Genomic DNA, 21,807 nt, shown 5'->3' with positions numbered 1-21,807 from the left:
GCACACATCATGGAGCTAGGTGAAAGAATACGCAGCCTCAGAAAACAAAAGGGCCTGACCCAGGAAGAGCTTGCGTCCAGGCTCGGCCTGCAGAAGTCAGCGGTTGCCAAATATGAGAATGGACGCGTGACAAACATCAAGCGTGCCACCCTCTTTAAGATGGCGGAAATCCTGGAAGTCAGTCCGGGTGAACTGATGTACGGCAAGGAGGATAAGGGCCAGGAAGACCACGGGTTCGCCGTGTTGTCCGGTTATTACGGGCTGCTGAACAAGGCCGGACGGACCAAGGTCCTGGAACATGTCCATGACCTTACACTGATTCCCGCATACCGTCTGGACCGCGGACTTTCCCTGATGCCCGTGGCTGCCCATAATGATAATGCCAAAGACGCGGAACAGCTGCGCCTGATGGAAGAGGACCTCGACAATATGTAGCCTGCAAAAGCATGTCCTGCACCATGCAGCAGGCGGTATTCTGGATTGCGTTTAAAGGAGGGAATGATTTGAATTCATTTGAACGGCTGCTGGAACATACAGATACGCAGCATATCCGAGTTCTGGAAAAACAGTTTAAATCCAATGCCAAAGGGCTGATAAAAGGAAATAAGATAGCAATACGGCAGGATATCCCCACTGTGGAAAAGGCATCCGTGCTGGCGGAGGAGCTGGGTCACTATTACACCACCGTGGGCAATATCCTGGACCAGGAGGATGCGGGCAACCGCAAGCAGGAGCACAAAGCCCGCACCTGGGCCTATAACAGGCTGATTGGCCTGTCAGGCCTGGTGCGGGCTTATGAAAAAGGATGTACTACTATTTATGAGATGGCGGAAGAGCTGGAGGTATGTGAGGATTTCCTCCGCTCCGCCCTGGATCATTATCATGACAAATACGGCTGCTGTACGGATTACAATGGCTACCGGATATCCTTTGAGCCTTCTTTTTCAATCACATCCCTGGAGGAGGAAGCACATCGTACCGTACCTCCTACAGGTCATCGGCCAGACGCTTGATTTTATCCCTATCCCCTATGACCACGATGGTATCATCCTGGTCCAGCACATACTCCGGCTTAATATCCGTGGTAAGCCATCCATTGCGGCTGATGGCTATGATGTTCACCCCGTAAAGGTTGCGCAGCTGCGCCTGGACAACGGTCTTGCCCGCTATCTTGGATGTCATCTTAAGCTCGGATATATCTATATTCTGCTCCAGTTCAAACAGGTTGAAAATCCGCTTTGATATCAGCCGTTTGGCCAGCCTGACAGCCATATCCTTTTCAGGATACACCACCTGGGCGCCTATCTTCTCCAGTATCTCCCCCTGCTCCGGGCTGTTGGCCTTGGCTATCACCTGGGGCACTCCCAGATTAATCACATTCAGGGTGGTAAGGATGCTGATATCCACCTTATCCCCTATGCACACCACCACGATGTCGCAGTTCTGGATTCCTGTTTCCCTCAGTGTCTCCTTCTGCAGATCCTTTACAACATATGCGTGTTCCGTGACCCCGCGTATCTGGCGGACCTTTTCTTCCGTGCAGTCCAGCACCATGATTTCCTTCCCGGCCTCTGCCAGGGTATATGCCAGGGCGCTTCCAAAACGTCCCAGTCCAATGATTCCATATGACAGGTCTTCCGATTGTTTTCGTGCCATCTTATACTTCCTCCTGTTTCCTATATCTGCCGCCTTTATCTGTTACCTTTATATAGTCTTGGCCCTCGTGTCCATGCCTCTATCCGATTGAAATGCTCCCCTCAGGAAAGGATACGGATGTGTCCGGTTTAAATATCCAGATTGTGACAATGGTCAGCGGGCCAAGCCTTCCAATGTACATGATTAGAATCTCAAGCAGTTTGCTCCATGGGCTTAAGCCGGGTGTGATTCCGGTGGACAGGCCCACGGTCCCAAAGGCCGAGGTGATTTCCAGCATGATGTCCCCAAAGGGGATTCCCGGCTCCAGTATGCACATGGCAAAGATTCCGGTGAATACCACCAGGGCCGACAGAGCAGTCACGATTGCAGCCTTGTAAAATGCTTCCTGGGGTATCTTATAATGGAACGCGTGGGGCTGTGTGTTGGTGGCGGCGCCCTTGATGGTGTGGAACAATGTAAACAGGGTGCTGGTCTTGATTCCCCCTCCGGTGGAACCAGGGGATGCACCGATAAACATAAGGATGGACACGGTCAGCAGGCCTGCCGATGTAAAGTCTCCCAGTGGAAATGTGCTGAATCCCGCGGTCCTGGCTGACACACTTGTGAAAAATGCTCCCAGCCAGGTAATGTCCTCCGTAAGCCGGATAAGCAGCGTGCCTGCTGCCAGAAGTATCAGCGTGGTCACGATTACTGCCTTGGAGTGGAGGCACAGCTTTTTAAAGGAGCGTTTCCTGAAGATATCCATGATCACAAGGAAACCAAGCCCGCCAAAAATTATGAGCCCTGCCGTGGTCAGGTTCAGGAGCACATCATCTTTGTATCCGGTCAGGTTCTTAAGGCCGCCAAGGATATCAAAGCCGGAGTTGTTAAATGCTGCCACGGAATGGAACAGGCTGATTCCCAGCGCCCTTACGGGCGGATAATCCCTGGAGAACACCAGATAGCTTAAAACCACTCCCGCGCCCTCAAAACACAGTGTCACCTTAAGTACATTCTTAACCAGGCACACAAGGCCTTTCCCTGAATCCAGGTTCAGGGCCTCTTTAATCAGCAGGCGCTCCTTTAAGTTTACCCTGCGTCCCAGGGCCAGGATAACGCCCACCCCAACAGAGGTAACCCCCAGTCCGCCTATCTGGATCAGCAGGGCCACCACGGTCTGTCCTATGGCCGTGAAGGTATCCGCAGTATCCACTGCAATCAGGCCTGTAACGCATACCGCGCTGGTGGATGTAAAAAGCGCGTCCACATAGTGAAGGTCCACTCCCGGCTTCACACATGCCGGAAGCATTAAGATAAAAGATCCTGTCAGGATGACAGCCAGAAAACCAAGTGCAATGATCCTGGCAGGCGATTGTTTTTCAATGGATTTCATATCATCTGATCCTCCTGTTGAGTAAAGGTTATCATGGTTTGCATAAAACAGGTATAACGGAAACAGCCTTGGTATAAAGATTATATAAAGATACATTCAATTTACTGTTGAATATGGGTGGATTATGTTATAATGACGTCAGGCGTCACGCGGCAGCTCCCTGCTGGGACCGCTGCTGCCGCACAAGGAGGATATAAATCATGAAGCATACCAAGCTTGCCGATACCCTGAAAACAGCCGCCGTCCTGGCGCTGACCACGGCCATCGGCTTTCTTTTGGAGGCAATGGGGCTTTCCCAGACCAATGTCATAACCGTATACATACTGGGTGTTCTTGTGGTTGCGGCCGTCACTTCCAGCAGATGGTACAGCACGGCAGCATCCCTGGCCAGCGTCCTGCTGTTCAACTATATTTTCACAGAGCCCATGTTCGTACTCAAGGCAGAGGACGCAGGCACCCAGCTCACACTTTTAATCACCTTCCTGGCAGCTGTCTTTACCAGCACCTATACGGTGCAGATAAAGGAAAAGGCACGGCTTTCCCAACAGGACGCCTACCTATCCGGCGTCATCCTTGACACCAGCCAGATACTTCAGAAAGCCGGGGAACCGGCCGGCATTCTTTTTGCCGCCGCAACCCAGCTGAACAAACTCCTGAAACGGGACATTGCATGTTTCCAGACAGATGAAAACGGCCTTCTTCCGCCGGTGAGCTTTACGGACCATTCCCCGCACCCAGGCAGCCGCGGGCCTTCCCCAGACACCCTGGAGGAAATGTCCGCTGCCAGGAGATGTTATATGGAAGGCCAGGAAACAGGCGCAGCCACTTCCATCCTGTCCACGGCTGCATTCCATTATCTGCCGGTCCAGAGCGCCGGCACGGTTTATGGGGTAATTGGAATACGGATGGGTGAGGTGAAACCGGATGACTTTGAAAACAGCCTTGCAATCGCCATCCTGAACCAATGCGCAACCTCCATGGAAAAAGAATTCATTTCCAGAAAGAGGGAGGAGGAAACAGCCATGGCCAAGGCGGAACAGCTTCGCAGCAACCTGCTGCGCTCCATGTCCCACGACCTGCGCACCCCCCTTACCAGCATTTCCGGCAACGCCGGCGTCCTGTTAAATGACACGGGTACGCTGGATGAATCACACAAGCGGCGCATTTACAGTGATATCTACGATGATTCCATGTGGCTGATTTCCCTGGTTGAGAACCTGCTCTCCATCACCAGGATGGAGGGCGGCGCAGTACAGCTGCACATGGAAACCGAGCTCCTTGAGGAGGTCATTGACGAGGCCATGCGTCATGTGAACCGAAGACACGAAAACCACTCCATCCAGGTAACGCAGGAAGGGGATTACATACTGGCAAGTGTGGATGCACAGCTGATTATTCAGGTCATCACAAACCTGGTGGACAATGCCATCAAGTACACGCCTGATGGTTCCAGGATTACCATAAAAAGTTATAAGGACAATGGAAATGCCGTCATAGAAGTCAGTGATAACGGTCCGGGAATCCCGGATGAATCAAAAGACAGGATTTTTCAGATGTTTTATACCACGGGCCACAAATCCGCGGACGGGAAACGCGGCATGGGCCTTGGGCTGCCCCTGTGCAGGGCAATCCTGAATGCACATAAAGGAACCATTGAAGTGTTGGATAACACACCGTCCGGAAGCATTTTCCGGCTCATATTACCCGCAGAGGAGGTATCTTTCCATGAATAAGGCAGGAATTTTAATCATCGAGGATGATAAGGCCATAAAGAATCTGATTGCAACCACGCTGGAGATGCATGATTACCATTACGTATGGGCTGATAAAGGGGAACAGGGTATCCTGACCGCTGCTTCCCAGCGGCCGGACATTGTCCTTCTGGACCTGGGCCTGCCTGACATGGATGGGGTGGATGTGATACGTAAGATCCGTTCCTGGTCCAACATGCCCATCATTGTCATCAGCGCCAGAAGCGGGGATGATGATAAGATTGCCGCCCTGGACGCTGGAGCGGATGATTATCTGACAAAACCGTTTTCCGTGGATGAACTGTTGGCCAGGCTCCGTTCCACCCAGCGGCGCTTAAACTACATGCAGTCCCTGGAAGACGTACAGTCCTCTGTATTTACCAATGGCGGGCTGACCATTGATTATGCGGCCGGGTATGCATCCCTGGACGGGGAGGAACTTCATCTGACGCCATATGAATATAAGCTTCTCTGCCTCCTGGCCCACAACGTGGGAAAGGTGCTGACCCATTCCTATATAACCCGGGAAATCTGGGGCGCTGCCTGGGAAGGCGACGTGGCTTCCCTGCGGGTATTCATGGCTTCCCTGCGCAAAAAGATTGAGAAGGAACCTTCCCAGCCACAGTATATACAGACACATGTGGGGGTGGGATATAGGATGCTGAGGATTTAAGGAGCGCGGAGGGGAAGGTGCATCCGCCTCCCCCATCCCCATTCCCATTCCACTCATCCGCTGCGTATTGTTGGCTCTGCTGCTCTTGAATCCAGGATGAAAGGAAATATTGCAGGCTGCTTTTTTTGAGGGGTGGTATATTTCTTACCCTCGGTTGGCTAAAGGTTGGTTTTGGGAGGTTTTCGGGTTGGTGGGGGGCGTTCTCTGATATTGTCTTCTTGTATTTCTGTCTGATTTTATTTTTTTCTAAGTAATCTCTTGTTTTCCAGTTTTTTGTATGTATTGTCTGGTGTCCCGTCTTGTTAACAGAGGGCTGAAAATGTCAAAAACTCTTGACATTTTTTTGTAATTTCTGTATACTTTAAGTGTCAAAAGTTTTTGACATTTCGTGATGGATGACGCTTGGTTGATTGGAGGTATGTTATGGGGATTAATTTGGAATTGGTTTTGGCTGTTGTTATTTTAGCAGGTTTTCTTGCTGTTAATGTTGTTATGTTTATTTCCCTTGGCAAGCAGGGGGATGAGAGAAGACGGCTGATTATTGAAAAGGCCAGCGCCGGGACGTTTGCTGTCATGGTGGTGTATATCTTATTCTGTGTGATTGAGGGTATTTATCATTCTGTTGCAAGGGGTGTTCCGACAGAGGGGATGAATCCGTTTATTACCCTGACCGTCAGTTCCATCATCTATTCTGCACATATGCTGTATTACAGAAGGAAATTCGGTGACTGAGCATGGATAATACCATTAGGCAGAGGCGAAAGGAACGGGGTATTTCCCAGGAAGAACTGGCCGTGAAGTGCGGCGTTTCCCGCCAGACAGTAAACGCCATAGAGAATAATAAGTATGACCCTACTTTGACTCTGGCATTCCATCTGGCCCAGGAACTTGGTACTACGGTTGATGAACTTTTCAAACCAGGATGGGGAGGAAAATGAGGCTATCCGTCACACCGCTGAACGGGAATTGTTTGAGGAAACAGGGGCCGTGGAGTTCACGATGTCACCTGTATGTGTATATTCTGTTACCGGAAAAAACAAGGTGAACGCCACGGGACAGGAAACCTTCGGCATGCTGTTTTATGCGGAAATATCCCGTTTTGGTGAGAAACCGGAGTCAGAGATAGAAGGAGTCCGCCTGCTTCCCGGGCTTCCCTCTGAATGGACCTATCCTCTAATACAGCCAAAACTTATAGAAAAAGTCGTGGCTTCCGGGTTCACCGGGTGAGACACAACTACGGCATGGGCTGCGGGACCAGCCACATGCCTGGTCATGTGCCATCGGAAGGCGCCATGCAATGCATGGCAGGTCTTAACGGTATCTGTATTTCGGTCAGGAACTGGTCCGGATGATTTTTTTATACTACAAGACTTCATTTCTTCTTTATCTATTCTGTATATGCTTCATAAAATACTGTCTTTTCCAATTTTTTCCTTTCCGTTTCATGACGCCGTGGGCTGGAAAAGCCTTTTGACGGATATCCCAGGAACAACAGCGCAACCGGTTCTATGTATTCAGGAAGCATGAATCCGCTTCTTATGACCGCGGGGTCAAACAGGCCCACCATGACACTGCCGATATCCAATTCCCTGGCCGCCAGCATCATATGGTCGCAGATGATTCCTATATCCAGATCCCCTGAACATTTCATGTCGTATGGACGTATAAGCTCATTTCTCCTGTCACGGCAGACAATGAGGATGCATGAGGACCCAAATGTCTGATAGGCCTTTTGGACTTTTTCAATGTTTTCAGTGCGCTTCACAACAATAATCCTCTGTGGCTGCTTATTACAGGCCGTTGGCGCAACCCTGCCGGCCGATAATATCCGCTCAAGATCTGTGTCAGGTATCTTTTCTCCGGTAAATCCCCGGGTTGTACAGCGTTTCTCTGCTAATGTCAAGAAATCCATTTTCATTCCTTCTTTCAGATGGTATAATAAACATGAATAAATCTTCATATTTATGATAGCAGTTCTGGTGTGATATGTCAACATAACATGAATAATAATTCATATTTTGTTGACCTTTTATCTGCCTTCCGGTATAATGGACAGGGAGGTGGACAGGATGAATGATACGCGGATACCGGTCCAAAAACGTTCCATAGAAAAAAGGAAACGGATTCTGGAGGCGGGGTTTCAGCTTTTTTGTGAAAAGGGCTACTATAAAACAAATACCATTGAAATTGCCAGACATGCAAAGGTATCGACCGGCACTGTATACAGCTATTTTAAAGATAAAAAAGAAATTTATATGGGGGCTTATGAAGCTTATCTTGATTCCATTTCCACCCAGCTGTTTGAAAGGCTGGATAAAGTACAGCCTTTTTGTCTGGAATACTTTGTGAACCATTGGATTAGCGCTTATCTTGAACTTTACTCTGGCGCAGGCCACGCTTTGGTCCAGCTGCGGATGATGATCATGGATGACGCGGAAATCAGCCAGCATTTTTCCGGCCTTGAAAATAAGTACTTTCTTAAAATAGGGGAAATCCTGGGCAGGAACGGAAATACACAGAACAATCGGTCCGAAAAGGTTTATATCAGCTGTGTCCTGGTTGATTCCCTGCGTCAGGAAAAGTCAGCATTTACACACAGCGGACTGGACTTCGAAGCCCTGAAACAGCAGGTGGCCAAAACAGTGGTCCGGCTGTTGTCTGAATGAGACAGCGGATTGCCGGGATTTGTTTGTAACCCCCTGACTAACAAGGGTAAACAAAAAAAGGGGGGTGAACCGCAGCCTTGATGCCTGGTACGGTTTCCCCTTTTTATATTTTTCAAATCCCATTTTTCTTTTATCTTATACTTCTTTTATCTTATAATCCTTTTATCCTATAATCCTTTATCCTATAATCCTTTTATCCTTCTAGCCCTTCTATCCTTCCATACATTCCAATCCTTCTTATCTATCATACGTCACCGCTTTTCCCGGCAGTTTGTCAGCTGGACAGATATCAGATTCCGGTCAATCCCTTCACAGCCCAGTCGTATGTATCCATTGCCTGCTGGAAGTTAACATCGGCCTGGGCCTTTGCGGCTGCCCCGTCAAGATACGCTGCCTTGGCCTCCATATATTCCTGCCGGGACAGCATGCCCAGTTCCATCTTATGGGATGCCGCCTTCCACTCTGCTTCCCTGGCCGCCTGGGCCGTGCAGGCGCCTTGCCATGCGGTCCGGCTGGCCAGTGCGTCCTGATACAGGGTTTCAATCTGGGCGTACAGGTTTTCTTCCCCCTGGTTGATGGCTCTCTGGCGCGCGTGAAGTTCCTTGTTGGTTCCGCCGGAAGCGCCGCCTCTCTGCTGCCTGAGCTCATAGTTATTGCCCAACGCCCTCCATTTGTCCACTTCCAGGGTGATATTGTCCACCCGTCCCTGCTCCGGTACCGGCATGAAGTCAATTACAGCATCCGAATCCGCCGGATATCCAATGACCATGAGAAGATTCTTTCTGACACGTCCCATGTCATCTGCAAGGGCCTGGGCCGTGTTCACAGCTGCCTGGGCCGCCTTTCCCGCTTCATCTGCATCAGCCTGGGCAATGGTCCCAAGGGCTGCCTGCCTTACTGCCTTCTCATATTTGCCCTGCATAAGCTCAGCGTTGGCAGCAGCACTCTCCTGCTCTGCCCGCAGGCTGTGATAGGTACCCATAAGGCTCTGGGCTGTCCATATCATGGTATCTTCCATCTTCCGCAGCGACATGGTGCTGGAGCTGCCTTTGGCAGACCGTATCTGCTTATCAATGTCCTTGGCTGCATCTTCCAGGATCTTTGCCTGGGCGCGGTAGCTTTTGGCGCCCTCGGTGTCTCCGTTTTCCTCCATATCGTCCGCCTCTTCCCTTAAGAGACGCCTTGTCTCCATGATATCTTCCCTGGCAGACTCGTACCGTCCCAGCCTGCCCTCATATTGGATGCGTTCCATCTCAACCTGGGGCGAATATGCTTTTACCAGTTCAGGAAGGTCGCTGTATCGGATGACCCCGGACACATCAGACCCCGCCGGAATTTCATCCGCCCACACCACGCCGGTTCCATCCTTTGCCGGGACTGCGCCGGTTCCAGCCAGCATTGCACTGGAAAGCATCAGGACCAGGAACCGGGCTAAACGTCTGGTCAGGAACCGGGCGGAACGTCTGGTCAGCACTCCGGCTGTACCTGCGGCCCTGCGCCGCGCCGGGCGTCCAGTGGTCAGTATGTGTTCCCTCTTATATCTGAATCCCATCCTGTCACGTCCCTTCTGTCTGCGCCAGCCCGTTCACGGCCCACCGGTAGTCCTCCATGGCCTGCCTGAATTTCAGTCCCGCAACATCCCTGGCCGACTCTTTGGATGCCAGGCCGCCCTGCTGCTGCAGGTATTCATTTCTGGAAATGGCCCCTAACTGGTAGCGGCGTTCTGCTGCCTGGGCGTTTCTGGCTTCTACCTGGTACTCTCCTTCTGCCTGTATATAGTCTGACTGGGCCTGCTTCAGCTGATTGTATCTGGCTTCCACATCTGCCTCTATCTGCTGCAACCCGCTTTCCACCTTGCGGACCATCACATCAAACTGGTTTCCATTGCCCGTGTGTTTCAGGCGGCGTTCATTGGCAGCCTGGCTGTAGTTGGTCTCCTGGGCCTTTTCCTTATCCGCAGCCAGGTCAATCCTGTCCGCTTCCTCAATCCCCGGTATGCTGATTTCCCGTATCTCAGGTTCAGCGTCATAACTCCATCCAGTCATTACACATAGTTCACGGCGCAAATCGTCCCGTTCCTTTTCATTGGCTTCAATGGCTGCCCTGGCCGCCTCTGCTTTTTCCTGGGCCCCAAGAAGTTCTGCCTGGGTTGCCATGCCCTGGGCTGCCTTTACGCCCATGGATTCATACTGGCTTTGGGCTGTCCGGGCCGCTTCCTCCAGTGCAGGCGTCTGTTTGACTTTCTGCCAGTAAGAGTTCATTTTGGTCTGGGCCTCCTTTACAAGGGATGCCTCCTGTCTGTCGTACTCCAGTTTCTTGACATAACCGTCTTCATTCATGGCATCGGCCGTGTCCTGGTTCTGTTCCGCCTGAACCCGTGAAAGGGCTGCGTTTGCAGCAACGCTTCCATATCCTGGCTGGTCCTCGTCCGTGGTATCCATCATCTTATCACTGGCATCATAGAGATGGTCGGCCACGTCCTGATATGCGTTCTTCAGGTCATCGTTGCTTTTGCCCCTGTATTCATCATACTCAAGCCTGTTGTTGATAATAGTTGCATTGTATTCATGAATCAGGTCCGCCAGTTCCTCATATTCCATCACATTATCCCTGAGGGACGCCCATTTTTCCGTGGAATAGGCAAACTCCGGGCTGGCCCATGCCGTCATTGGTAAGGATACGCTTAAAGACGCCGTCAGGCACAGCATGCCCAGGCGCATGCCTGGCTTCCGACCCGCGCCTGCGTCCTGTTTCCTGCCGGCTCTTTTGCCGGACGCCATCTGGCCGGCCCTTTTGATGCCGCATCCAATGGCCGTGTTTTTACAGACACCGCCAAATCCCCTCAGCTTATCTTCTGCCTTCCTTCTGTTCTCTGTCATCCACTACCTCTTTTCCAATCACGCCGGAAGATGATGAACTTCTGTCTTCCGGCACATACAAACCCTTTGACTTTATACTGCCGGTATGGTCATGCCGCCCTTACTGCCGTGGCTTCCCATACCGCAACGCCATCCATACCGCAACACTACTCATACCGCAGCGCATCAATGGGATCTGACTTGGCTGCCTTGGACGCCGGGTAGAGTCCGAAAAAGATTCCGACCACGGCTGAAAAGGATACGGCCACCAATATGACCCCCGGCTTTATGACGACCGGCATCCCAAGGAGGGCGCCTCCCAGGGACACAAGCCCAACACCCATGATTACCCCTATGATGCCTCCGCACGCCGACAATATGGCGGACTCTGTCAGGAACTGGATCAGCACATCCCGGGTCCTGGCGCCCAGGGCTTTCCTGATACCGATTTCCCGGGTCCTCTCGGTCACGGACACCAGCATGATATTCATGATGCCGATACCGCCAACCAGAAGGGATATGGCTGCAATCCCTCCCACTGCCATGGACAGGCCCCCCATCATGGAATCCACGGAGGTCATCTCCTGCATGGCCGTGTACATATAGATATCCTCGGGCTGCCTGCCGTGCATTTTCGCTACGTAGGATTTGAACTGGCTGAAAAACAGGTCCAGGTTCACATCATCTTTGGCATACACGTGCAGCTGGTAAAAATTATCATTGGGCCATGTCAGCAGGGTATAGGGGATGAATGCCGACCCCTTGTCGCTGTTGCTGCCTCCCATCATAAGGGCCTGGAAGGCATTCATGTTTTTCCGGTACACGCCCACCACCGTAAAATCATCGGTGGAGCCGTACAGGGTGGTCCTGAAAGTCTTGCCCACTGCATTTTCCACCCCAAAAAGCATTCTGGCGCTGTCCGTGTCCATGACCACGTTTTTCTTCCTGCCCAGGATATCCCCCTCATTCAGATAACGGCCATACACCATATCCACCGGCTGTACATCCTGGTAATTGTAATCAATGCCCTGGTACTCGAACTTGATTTTTGTCCGCTTATAGGAGGCTTCATCGCTGGTAAAGGCGCTGCTGTCAATATACGCAATCTGGTCGCTGAAGGCCTCCCTGGCCCGCTCCATCTCATCCAGGTTAAAATAGTCGCTCTGCCTTACGTCATCCACCCAGTATCCAATGGAAAAATAGGCCTGGGTAATTCCCACATCCTTATACAGATCCGCAAACAACCCCCTCATGGTATCGCCGATGGATACAATGGATATAACAGAACCAATGCCGATGATGATTCCCAGCATGGTCAGGGCGGAACGCATTTTATTGGCGCGGATGGCTGAAAATGCCATCTTCATATTCTCAATCAGCATCTTCTGCCTCCTCTTCCAGGATATCCTCCATACCGTCAACCGGCCCTTCGCCCGGGTGATGGGTATTCAGCGTATCACTTTGTACCTGCCCGTCGCTGAACCGGATGACCCGGTCCGCAAATGCAGCAATATCTTCCTCATGGGTTACCACCACAACCGTGGCGCCTTCCTTATGAAGCTGCCGGAACAGTTCCATGATTTCAATGGAGGAAGCCGTGTCCAGGTTACCGGTGGGCTCATCTGCCAGGATTAAAGGCGGCTGGTTGGCCAGCGCCCTGGCAATGGCGACCCTCTGGCGCTGCCCGCCAGAAAGCTCATTGGGCATATGGTCCTGCCTTGCGCCAAGTCCCACCCGTTCCAACAGCATATGTGCGCGCTCCACGCGTTTTGCCTTGGGAACCCTGGCATAGGTCATGGGAAGCTCCACATTCTTAAGGGCAGAGGTCCTGGATATCAGGTTAAAGGACTGGAACACAAACCCGATCTTCCGGTTCCTGATATCAGACAGCTCATCCGGCGTCATCTCTGCCACATCCACGCCGTCCAGATAATAATGTCCCAGGGTGGGACGGTCCAGACATCCCAGTATGTTCATCAGGGTGGATTTACCGGAACCTGAGTGACCCATGATTGCCACGAATTCCCCCCTGTCCACGGTCAGGTTTATCTTCTTAAGGCCCAGCACCTTGATGGCGCCTGTATCATATATCTTGACCAGGTTCTCAAGTTTCAGGAGGGGCCCGCTTCCTTCTGTCTCATGGACCGGCCTTTTTCTGCGAAGGACCATGTTGATGATTTCTTCTTTGGAAATCCGGCCAGGACCGCCTCCCCTTGCATCCATGGTTTTCTTACTTTTTATCATAAGGCGCCTCCCGCTACTGAGGACGCACAATAACATCTGTGCCATCCATAAGGTGGGGTCCCGGGCTCATGACAACCTGCATTCCTTCTTCCAGGACCGTGCCGTCTGCCGGGATTACCTCCACGGACACATCACCGTCCACCCCAAGGGTTACCGGTATCCGCTTTATCTTCATATCCTGGACGATTACGATATATGTAGTGTCCCCATCATCCAAAAGCGCGGTGGTTGGAACCACGAAAGCATCTTCCGATTCACGGATCAGGAGTTCGGCCCTGGCAGTAATGCCCGCAATCAGCTTGGTGCCCTGTCCGTCCACGCGGATGGTTGTGGGTATGACACGCTCTGTTGAGCCGCCGCCCTTTTCCTCGCCTGTGGGCGAAATCTTAACGACCTCCCCGTCCACGGTCTCCCCGTCCAGTATGTCCGCGCTGATGACTGCTTCCTGCCCTACCTTAACCTTGCCAATGGAAAATTCGCTGACCTTGATCTCCAGTTCCAGCTGCTCCAGATTCTCTATGCTGAATATGGGCTTGTCGTCCTCCACCTTATCGGCAAACTGGCCCACCTTGGAGTTCACCCTGACCACGGTTCCGTCAATGGTGCTTTTTATCTGTGTGTTCTCCAGCTCTTCCTTTTTCTTCTCCAGGTCAAACCTTGCATTCTCAATCTGTATGTCATAGGATTTATCCGCCCTGCCCCTGCCGTTTTCCACGGTATATCCTTCCATGGCACGTCTGGCATCGTTCAGTGCATTGGCGCTGGCCTCCATTTCCATCTGGGAAATATCGCCGCTTGCAAACAGCTGGCTGTTACGGCTGTGGTCCAGGCTGGCCTTCTGGAAATCCTGAACCGCCTTCTCATATCCCAGGGCTGCCTCCTTATCCTTTTCCTGCTTGTTGTTCACGGCAAGGTCATATGCGTTCTGGGCAATCTGCACTTCCCGCTCCAGGTCCGTGCTGTCCAGCACTGCCAGTACCTGGTCCTTTTTAACCTGGTCGCCTTCCTTTACGTTCATGGTCACGATTTCAGCATGAATGTTGGATACCACGTCCACGCTGTCGGTGCCGGACACAGGACCGCTGAGGGACAGCTTCTCCTGTATGGCCTGTTTTGTCAGAGGCGCCACATCCACCATGATTCCCGGGCTCTTGCCGCCGCCCCCAAGCTTTGAACCGGCCAGAAGGACAATGACCACCACACCGGCTGCAGTAAGGATTTTCCTCCTGCGGCTCCAGCCTTTGATGCGTTTAATAAGGCCCGTATTCTTTTCCCCGGCCTCTTTTCTCTTCTTTCTTTTTTTCTTCTTCCGGCCGTTCCCGTCATCCTCTTCCGGCGCCATCAATTCTTCTACCCTGCGGTCTATTGCTTCGGATTCCTTTTTCCCATCTTCCGTCATCCCATCCGGAGCAATCCTACGCTCCATGTCATCTGTCCTGTTCCCACTTTCCATGCTTCCCTCCTAAATCCATGTCTATACTGTATTAGTCAGATTAATACAGTTATATCATATATTGTCTTGTACTACAAGAAAAAATAAACATTACCCTTCAGATTGTTCATTTCATAAGGCAATTATAGATGGATACGATAAATATTTCACCCACTATTTACATAACATTTTATAAATGAAAACGAAAGAATTACTTAAGATTGCTGTCAATAGCCGTTTTTGCAGGGTTTTGGCATCGGTCTCAGGTCATATCCTCCTGGCTGCGGACAGGCGGAGGACTTATATTTTTCCAGGAATTCCCTATCTGTATGGTGTCTTTTCTGTATGGTATCCTATCTGTATAGAAAGAACAGAGCGTATCTCCTGTCCGGAAATACGCCCTACCCTTATCATGATGCATCCTTATGTATACCTATCCATACCATGATGCATCCTTATATGTACTTATCCATGCCATAATCCATTTCCATACATACCGATCCATGCCACGATATTCACCATAATCTCATCCACAAACCGCCTCTATGGCCGCCTCCAGCCGCTCTGCCATCTCATCCACATCCGCCTTCCCAATCACCAGCGGCGGCACGAACCGTATGATATTGGCTCCTGCGCTGATAAGCACCAGGTCCTGCTCCAGCAGCGCGTTTGACACCACCGGACCAACCGGACCAGTAAATTCCAGGCCCTGAATCAGGCCCATCCCACGGCGTTCCTTCACCACATCATACTTTTCCACAATCCCGTCCAGTTTCTCAGACAGATATGCACCGATTTCCTTTACATGGTCCACAATATGGCGCTCCTCAAAGATATCCAGAACAGCCTTTGCACCGGCTGTCACCAGCGGGTTGCCGCCATAGGTGGTTCCATGGTCCCCGGGAACCATGGCAGAGGCCGCCTTGCCGCAGGCAAGAAATGCGCCCACAGGGAGCCCGTTTCCAAGGGCCTTTGCCACGGTCATCACATCCGGCTTCACGCCGTAATGCTGCCATGCGAACATGTTCCCGGAACGCCCCATGCCGCACTGGATTTCATCCAGGATAAGAAGCAGGTCATGCTCATCACAGAGCCTGCGCACGCCTTTGATGAACTCTTCATCTGCAGGGTAGATGCCGCCCTCCCCTTGGATTGTCTCCATGATCACAGCGCAGGTTTTGTCATGAATCAATGCCTTCACGCTTTCCAGGTCATTGAAATCCGCAAAGCGGATTCCGGGCACCAGGGGCTTAAACGGCTCCTGATAATGGGCATTGCCTGTCACGGACAGGGCGCCCAGGCTGCGGCCGTGGAAGGAGTGGTTCATGGCTATGATTTCACCGGTCAGGTCCATTTCCACATCCTCACAGCCCTCAAAGCCATCTCCCATCATTGCGTGCAGCCTGTTATAATGATAACGCTTTGCAATCTTTAACGCGCCTTCAATGGCTTCGGTCCCGCTGTTTGTAAAGAACACCTTATCCATCCCGGAAACCTCTAACAGCTTCTCCCCGGCCTCAATGGAAGGCTGGTTGTAAAACAGGTTGGATACATGGGTCAGCTTATGAAGCTGCCCTTCCACTGCCTTTGTGTATGCCTCATCCCCATATCCAAGGCCCATGACGGCAATCCCAGCCCCGAAGTCCAGGTATTCCCTGCCTTGCGTGTCATAGAGCCTAACGCCTTTCCCGTGATCGAATACCACCGGAAAACGGTTATATGTCTTGTATAGGACGTGTTCCGCCCGTTCCATCAACTGACTGTCAGCCATGATAATACCTCTCATCTTCTTCTGAATTAAATATTGCGGTGCCGATACCTCTGTCCGTGAACACCTCCAGAAGGAGGCAGTGGGGGATGCGTCCATCCATGATATGCACCCGTGACACGCCGTTTTTCATGGCGTTGATGCAGTTCTGAAGCTTTGGGAGCATGCCGCCGCCCAGCATGCCGCTGTCCACAAAATCCTGTGCCTCTTCCACTGTCATCTCGGATATCAGGGATTCCTTGTCGTTAAAGTCCTTAAACACGCCCTCCACGTCCGTGAGGAATGCAAGCTTCTCAGCCTGGACCGCGGTGGCGATGGCGCAGGCCGCGTCATCTGCATTGATATTATAGCTGTAGAATTCCTCGTCAAAACCAATGGGACATATGATGGGAAGGAAATCCTTTTCCAGCAGGTCATAGATGATTTTTGGGTCAACCTCATCCACATCGCCCACAAATCCAATGTCCTCTCCTCCTGAAAGCTTCTTATGGCATTTTAACATCATTCCGTCCTTGCCGCTGATACCCACTGCCTTGATACCCAGCTCATTGACCAGCTGCACCAGGCTCTTGTTCACCTTGTTAAGCACCATCTCGGCAATCTCCATGGTTGGCTCATCCGTAACCCGCAGTCCGTTCTTAAACTCCGGCTCCATGCCCACCTTTCCTACCCATCTGCTGATTTCCTTGCCGCCCCCATGGACGATGATGGGCTTAAACCCAACCAGCTTAAGGAGCACCACGTCCTGGATGACCTTTTTCTTCAGTTCCTCATCCACCATGGCGCTTCCGCCGTATTTGACCACCACGATTTTCCTGTTAAACCGCTGGATATAGGGAAGCGCCTCTATCAGGACGGCTGCTTTCTGCATTGGTTCCAAATTCATCTCATTTTCCTCCTTATGGCTGCCTCACACGCATCTGTCAGGTCTTATGACCTGTAATCCGCATTAATCTTCACATAATCATAGGTGAGGTCGCAGCCCCAGGCCGTTGCCCGGGCATCCCCCATCTTGATGTCCGCAATGGCCGTGACCTCTGGCTCAGAAAGGATCTTCGTGGCTTCCTCCTCGCTGTAATCCACTGCCACGCCGTCCTTTATGATCTGCATGCGGCCGGCCGCGCTTTCAAAGAAAAGGTCCACCTTTTCCGGGTCAAAGTCAGCGCCTGAATAACCCATGGCGCAGAGGATCCTTCCCCAGTTGGCGTCGTGGCCGAATATGGCGGCCTTAGTCAGGCTGGAGGTAATGACGGATTTGGCCAGGACCTTGGCCTGGTCTTTTGTGGCAGCGCCCACAACCGTCACTTCAAACAGGGCGGTACAGCCCTCGCCGTCCCCGGCCATTTTCTTGGACAGGGTCTCATTGATATAGTTAAGCGCCTGACAAAAGGCCATGTAATCGCTGTTCTTTTCAGTGATTTCAGCGTTTCCCGCCAGGCCGTTGGCCAGCAGGAGCACGGTGTCGTTGGTGGAGGTGTCCCCGTCCACGGAAATCATGTTGTATGTATCCTTGATATCCTGGCTCAATGCCTCCTGAAGCAGTTCCTTGCTGATGGCCGCGTCCGTGGTCACAAAGCTGAGCATGGTGCACATGTTGGGATGGATCATGCCTGAACCTTTGCACATGCCCCCGATGGTCACCAGGACGCCGCCCAGTTCAAGCTGCACGGCCGCCTCCTTATTCTTCGTGTCTGTGGTCATGATGGCCTTGGAGGCAGCGGTGCCGCTCTCGGGACCAGCCTCAAGAAGAGGCGCCATGGCCTTAATCCCGGCCTCAATCCGGTCCATGGGAAGCTGTTTTCCAATCACGCCCGTGGACGCCACCAAAACGCCCTCCTGCGGTATCCCCAGGACCTGGGCCGCCGTTGCCGCTGTCCGGCTGCAGTACTCCATGCCTTCCTCACCGGTGCAGGCATTGGCAATCCCCGCATTGATGACCACTGCATGGGCCGCTGCACCGCCTGTCACCTGATTCTTATCCCACTTGACCGGAGCCGCCTTCACCACATTGGTGGTAAATGTACCAGCCGACCTGCAGGGGGCCTCGCTGTAAATCATGGCCATATCCTTCCGGTCCTTATATTTGATGCCTGCTGCGGTGGATGCTGCCTTAAATCCCTTTGCAGCCGTCACCCCACCGGATATTTTCTTTAATGCCGCTGTTCCGCTCATTTCCATTCCTCCGTCTGCCTATCCGCGCTATCCTTAATCCACATCCATCCTGAATCCTCATAGTTGTTATGGATGGCGGGAATGAATTTTCAAACACCCCCAGCCGGTCAGCGCACGAACCTGGTTATATTCTCTTCATTTAATATAAATTCATAGCTGTTCACATCTTCCCGCTCCCTCCATCCAATCCCCTTCCAGAAGGCATTGCCCACATCATTGCTTTTAAATGCAATCAGGCTGATCTTACTCACGCCCTCCTTCTGAAGGGCCTCCATGGCAGCGCGCACCATCCGGTAACCAATCCCATGCTTTCTGTAACCCGGAGCAACGCACACATGGTAAAAACATCCGGTCCTTCCATCGTGGCCGCACAGGATGTTGCCCACCACATGGCCGTTCTGGACAGCCACCACGCTGGTGGCAGGGTTCCTTTTAAGGAAACGCTCCACCCCTTCCTTTGAATCATCCAAGCTTCTGATGCCAAATCCCTTAATCTCCGTCCACAGGTCATATACCTGGCCGTAGTCTTCCATGGTCATCTCGCGGATGAGGATATCCATTGTTCCTGACATGTTCTGATAATTCCTTTCTTAAGGTAATCCTATGGAAATACCGGAATCTGCTTCAGTCCCGTATTCTCCGGAAGGCCGAACATCAGGTTCATGTTCTGGATGGCCTGGCCGGCCGCCCCCTTCACCATATTGTCAATGGCGCCCATCATCACAATCCGCCTGGTCCTTGGGTCTATCTTAAAGTTCACATCCGCAAAATTGCTGCCCTCCACCCAACGGGTCTGGGGCACCACGTCCTTTTCCAGGACACGGACAAAAAATTCATCCTTATAATACTTATCGTAAACAGCCCTTACCTCTTCATAGGTAACTTCCTTTGTAAGGGAACCATAGGCAGTCACCAGGATTCCCCGGTTCATGGGCACCAGATGGGGGGTGAAGCTGATGGTCACCGGCCTGCCCGCCGCATAGGACAGCTGCTCCTCAATCTCCGGCGTATGTCTGTGGGTTCCCACGCCGTATGCCTTGATATTCTCATTCACTTCACAGTACAGACTGTCCATCTTGGCGCCCCTGCCCGCGCCGGATGTGCCGGACTTGGCGTCAATGATGATTGTGTCAGGGTCTACCAGACCTTCCTTCACCAGGGGATATACGGATAAGAAGGAGCAGGTGGGGAAACAGCCCGGATTGGCAATGAGCCTGGCCTTCTTCACCCTTTCACGGTTGACCTCAGGAAGCCCGTATACCGCTTCCTCTAAGAACTGCGGGGAGGCATGGGTCAGTTTGTACCATTCCTCATATACGGATACATCCTTAATCCTGAAATCAGCGCTTAAATCAATGATCTTAACCTTGGACAGGATTTCCTCATCCACCAGGGATGCGCATAAGCCCTGGGGTGTTGCCGTGAACACCACATCCACCTGTCCGGCCAGTTCCTTCATATTATCATCCATGCATTCCTCATCCACGATTTTATACATATTCGGGTAAAGGGACGCGTATTTCTGTCCGATGTAGCTTCTGGAACCATACCACTTAATCTCTATGTCATCCCTTTGGAGCAGAAGCCTTGCCAGCTCCCCTCCCGCGTATCCTGTGGAACCGATAATACCAACCTTAATCATACTCAGTCTCCTTATCCATATTTATAATTATAATGTAATAATCTTCCTTCGCATTTTCATTATAGTTACTTTTCCTTTAAAAGAAAAGCTTGTTTTACGGTTTTTATGCGCCGTATTTCCTTACCTGCCCCTCGATTTTCATAATTATACATTATAAATGCATAATATGCAAGTTTTTTTAAATATTTTATTTTTATACTTGCATTTTTCTGCATAATGTTGTATATTTATGAAAGTTCAATGAGATATGATATTTTCAGGAGGATATAAAATATGAAAGAGAAAGTAATTTTAGCTTATTCCGGCGGACTGGATACAACCACAATCATCCCGTGGTTAAAAGAAAATTTTGGATATGAAGTAATCTGCTGCTGCATTGACTGCGGCCAGGGCAATGAGTTAGACGGACTTGACGAGAGGGCCAAATTATCCGGCGCCTCCAAATTATACATAGAAGACCTGGTGGATGATTTCTGCGACAACTACATCATGCCCTGCGTAAAGGCCAATGCGGTGTACGAGTACAAGTATCTTTTAGGCACGTCCATGGCACGTCCCGCCATTGCAAAATGCCTGGTTGACATTGCCCGCAAGGAAGGCGCCACCGCCATCTGCCACGGTGCAACCGGCAAAGGCAATGACCAGATCCGTTTTGAGCTGGGCATCAAGGCCCTGGCGCCTGACCTTAAGATCATCGCTCCATGGCGCATGACTGATGTATGGACCATCCAGTCACGTGAGGATGAGATTGAATACTGCAAGCAGCACGGCATCGACCTTCCGTTTTCAGCGGACAACAGCTACAGCCGCGACCGCAACCTCTGGCACATCAGCCATGAAGGCCTGGAGCTGGAGGATCCGTCAAAGGAGCCTAACTATGACCACCTGCTGATGTTAAGCGTAAGCCCTGAGAAAGCGCCTGATGAAGCCGAGTACGTTACCATGACCTTTGAAAAAGGCGTTCCCACCAGTGTTAACGGCGAGAAGATGAAGGTTTCCGACATCATCCGCAAGTTAAACGAACTGGGCGGCAAGCACGGCGTCGGCATTGTTGACATCGTGGAAAACCGTGTGGTGGGCATGAAATCCCACGGCGTGTATGAGACGCCAGGCGGAACCATCCTCATGGAAGCACACCAGCAGCTGGAGGAACTGGTATTAGACCGCGCCACCATGGAGGCCAAGAAGGACATGGGCAATAAGCTGGCCCAGATTGTATATGAAGGAAAATGGTTCACCCCTTTGCGCGAGGCGGTCCAGGCATTTGTTGAGTCCACCCAGGAATACGTTACAGGCGAAGTGAAATTCAAACTGTACAAGGGCAACATCATCAAAGCCGGAACCACATCCCCATACTCCTTATACAGCGAATCACTGGCTTCCTTCACAACCGGGGACCTGTATGACCACCATGACGCCGACGGCTTCATCACACTGTTCGGACTGCCATTAAAGGTCCGCGCCATGAAGATGGCCGAGGCAAAGGCAGCCAAGAAGGATAACTGATTCATAGGAAAATGCCCCGCAGCCAGGTTTACGGTACGTACCGTCCTGGTGCAGGGCATTTTTTTCC

At 51.6% G+C, this 21,807-nt stretch carries 22 protein-coding genes; 9 read left to right on the top strand and 13 right to left on the bottom strand.

The genetic code is table 11. From position 1 onward, the window contains the following. The first annotated feature begins 9 nt into the window (after nt 1-9). Both DWX59_RS16095 and DWX59_RS16090 read left to right on the top strand, forming a co-directional pair. Entirely contained in the window at nt 10-435 is a 426-nt protein-coding gene (locus DWX59_RS16095; protein WP_117560224.1) for a helix-turn-helix domain-containing protein, read from the top strand. Between the two features lie 68 nt (nt 436-503). Further along, entirely contained in the window at nt 504-1,013 is a 510-nt protein-coding gene (locus DWX59_RS16090) for an ImmA/IrrE family metallo-endopeptidase (RefSeq protein WP_117560297.1), read from the top strand. Here DWX59_RS16090 and DWX59_RS16085 read toward each other — a convergent pair. Then, complete coding sequence (locus DWX59_RS16085) at nt 988-1,656, bottom strand: potassium channel family protein (RefSeq protein ID WP_117560223.1); 669 nt, start codon at nt 1,654-1,656, stop codon at nt 988-990. The genes DWX59_RS16090 and DWX59_RS16085 overlap by 26 nt on opposite strands. A 79-nt stretch (nt 1,657-1,735) precedes the next feature. Continuing rightward, nucleotides 1,736-3,028: a TrkH family potassium uptake protein gene (locus DWX59_RS16080; RefSeq protein WP_117560296.1), complete on the bottom strand. Its 1,293-nt coding sequence runs from the start codon at nt 3,026-3,028 to the stop codon at nt 1,736-1,738. Between the two features lie 200 nt (nt 3,029-3,228). On the opposite strand from DWX59_RS16080, the gene DWX59_RS16075 reads away from it, so the two are divergent. The 5 genes from DWX59_RS16075 to DWX59_RS16055 all read left to right on the top strand — a co-directional run bounded on the left by DWX59_RS16075 (nt 3,229) and on the right by DWX59_RS16055 (nt 6,679). Further along, nucleotides 3,229-4,761, top strand: coding sequence for an ATP-binding protein (locus DWX59_RS16075; protein WP_117560222.1), 1,533 nt, complete (start codon nt 3,229-3,231; stop codon nt 4,759-4,761). Beyond that, nucleotides 4,754-5,452, top strand: coding sequence for a response regulator (locus DWX59_RS16070; RefSeq protein ID WP_117560221.1), 699 nt, complete (start codon nt 4,754-4,756; stop codon nt 5,450-5,452). The genes DWX59_RS16075 and DWX59_RS16070 overlap by 8 nt, the downstream gene beginning before the upstream one ends. Nucleotides 5,453-5,875: 423 nt before the next feature. Next, nucleotides 5,876-6,184: a DUF2178 domain-containing protein gene (locus DWX59_RS16065; RefSeq protein ID WP_117560220.1), complete on the top strand. Its 309-nt coding sequence runs from the start codon at nt 5,876-5,878 to the stop codon at nt 6,182-6,184. 2 nt (nt 6,185-6,186) lie between these two features. After that, the gene (locus DWX59_RS16060; protein WP_117560219.1) at nt 6,187-6,390 is read left to right on the top strand and encodes a helix-turn-helix transcriptional regulator; all 204 of its coding nucleotides are present in this window, start codon (nt 6,187-6,189) and stop codon (nt 6,388-6,390) included. Beyond that, nucleotides 6,356-6,679 carry an NUDIX hydrolase gene (locus DWX59_RS16055; protein ID WP_207660435.1) on the top strand — a complete coding sequence of 108 codons (324 nt, stop codon included), beginning with the start codon at nt 6,356-6,358 and terminating at the stop codon, nt 6,677-6,679. Before DWX59_RS16060 ends, DWX59_RS16055 begins: the two co-directional genes overlap by 35 nt. A 160-nt stretch (nt 6,680-6,839) precedes the next feature. Here DWX59_RS16055 and DWX59_RS16050 read toward each other — a convergent pair whose 3' ends face one another. Next, a complete protein-coding gene (locus tag DWX59_RS16050; protein WP_117560218.1) occupies nt 6,840-7,364 on the bottom strand; it encodes a nitroreductase family protein in 525 nt (174 codons plus the stop codon). Nucleotides 7,365-7,521: 157 nt separating this feature from the next. Here DWX59_RS16050 and DWX59_RS16045 point away from each other — a divergent pair, with 157 nt between their 5' ends. Then, on the top strand, nt 7,522-8,118 hold the full coding sequence (locus tag DWX59_RS16045; RefSeq protein ID WP_117560217.1) for a TetR/AcrR family transcriptional regulator: 597 nt from the start codon (nt 7,522-7,524) through the stop codon (nt 8,116-8,118). Nucleotides 8,119-8,407: 289 nt separating this feature from the next. Here the strand turns inward: DWX59_RS16045 and DWX59_RS16040 are convergent, their stop codons facing one another. The 10 genes from DWX59_RS16040 to argC all read right to left on the bottom strand — a co-directional run bounded on the left by DWX59_RS16040 (nt 8,408) and on the right by argC (nt 20,234). Next, the gene (locus DWX59_RS16040; RefSeq protein ID WP_235845078.1) at nt 8,408-9,670 is read right to left on the bottom strand and encodes a hypothetical protein; all 1,263 of its coding nucleotides are present in this window, start codon (nt 9,668-9,670) and stop codon (nt 8,408-8,410) included. A 4-nt stretch (nt 9,671-9,674) separates the two neighbouring features. Further along, a complete protein-coding gene (locus DWX59_RS16035; protein ID WP_319638820.1) occupies nt 9,675-10,838 on the bottom strand; it encodes a TolC family protein in 1,164 nt (387 codons plus the stop codon). Nucleotides 10,839-11,143: 305 nt separating this feature from the next. Continuing rightward, nucleotides 11,144-12,358: an ABC transporter permease gene (locus tag DWX59_RS16030; protein ID WP_117560216.1), complete on the bottom strand. Its 1,215-nt coding sequence runs from the start codon at nt 12,356-12,358 to the stop codon at nt 11,144-11,146. After that, on the bottom strand, nt 12,348-13,145 hold the full coding sequence (locus DWX59_RS16025; RefSeq protein WP_117560293.1) for an ABC transporter ATP-binding protein: 798 nt from the start codon (nt 13,143-13,145) through the stop codon (nt 12,348-12,350). The genes DWX59_RS16030 and DWX59_RS16025 overlap by 11 nt, the downstream gene beginning before the upstream one ends. 88 nt (nt 13,146-13,233) lie before the next feature. Next, nucleotides 13,234-14,646, bottom strand: a complete 1,413-nt coding sequence (locus tag DWX59_RS16020; protein WP_117560292.1) for an efflux RND transporter periplasmic adaptor subunit — start codon at nt 14,644-14,646, stop codon at nt 13,234-13,236. Nucleotides 14,647-15,178: 532 nt separating this feature from the next. Beyond that, a complete protein-coding gene (locus DWX59_RS16015) occupies nt 15,179-16,423 on the bottom strand; it encodes an aspartate aminotransferase family protein (protein ID WP_117560215.1) in 1,245 nt (414 codons plus the stop codon). Then, nucleotides 16,416-17,306 (bottom strand): acetylglutamate kinase, encoded by an 891-nt coding sequence (argB, locus tag DWX59_RS16010; RefSeq protein WP_117560214.1) that lies wholly within the window; start codon nt 17,304-17,306, stop codon nt 16,416-16,418. Before argB ends, DWX59_RS16015 begins: the two co-directional genes overlap by 8 nt. A 44-nt stretch (nt 17,307-17,350) precedes the next feature. Then, the gene (gene argJ, locus DWX59_RS16005) at nt 17,351-18,592 is read right to left on the bottom strand and encodes a bifunctional glutamate N-acetyltransferase/amino-acid acetyltransferase ArgJ (RefSeq protein ID WP_330668631.1); all 1,242 of its coding nucleotides are present in this window, start codon (nt 18,590-18,592) and stop codon (nt 17,351-17,353) included. Nucleotides 18,593-18,699: 107 nt separating this feature from the next. Beyond that, nucleotides 18,700-19,164, bottom strand: a complete 465-nt coding sequence (locus tag DWX59_RS16000) for a GNAT family N-acetyltransferase (protein WP_117560212.1) — start codon at nt 19,162-19,164, stop codon at nt 18,700-18,702. Between the two features lie 29 nt (nt 19,165-19,193). After that, nucleotides 19,194-20,234 carry an N-acetyl-gamma-glutamyl-phosphate reductase gene (gene argC, locus DWX59_RS15995; protein WP_117560211.1) on the bottom strand — a complete coding sequence of 347 codons (1,041 nt, stop codon included), beginning with the start codon at nt 20,232-20,234 and terminating at the stop codon, nt 19,194-19,196. 273 nt (nt 20,235-20,507) lie between these two features. On the opposite strand from argC, the gene DWX59_RS15990 reads away from it, so the two are divergent. After that, nucleotides 20,508-21,740: an argininosuccinate synthase gene (locus tag DWX59_RS15990; RefSeq protein ID WP_008721409.1), complete on the top strand. Its 1,233-nt coding sequence runs from the start codon at nt 20,508-20,510 to the stop codon at nt 21,738-21,740. Nucleotides 21,741-21,807: the final 67 nt, after the last annotated feature.

The sequence above is a fragment of the Enterocloster aldenensis genome, assembly GCF_003434055.1.
Classification (GTDB): Bacteria; Bacillota; Clostridia; order Lachnospirales; family Lachnospiraceae; genus Enterocloster; species Enterocloster aldenensis.
This window is presented reverse-complemented; position numbering and strand designations above follow the sequence as displayed.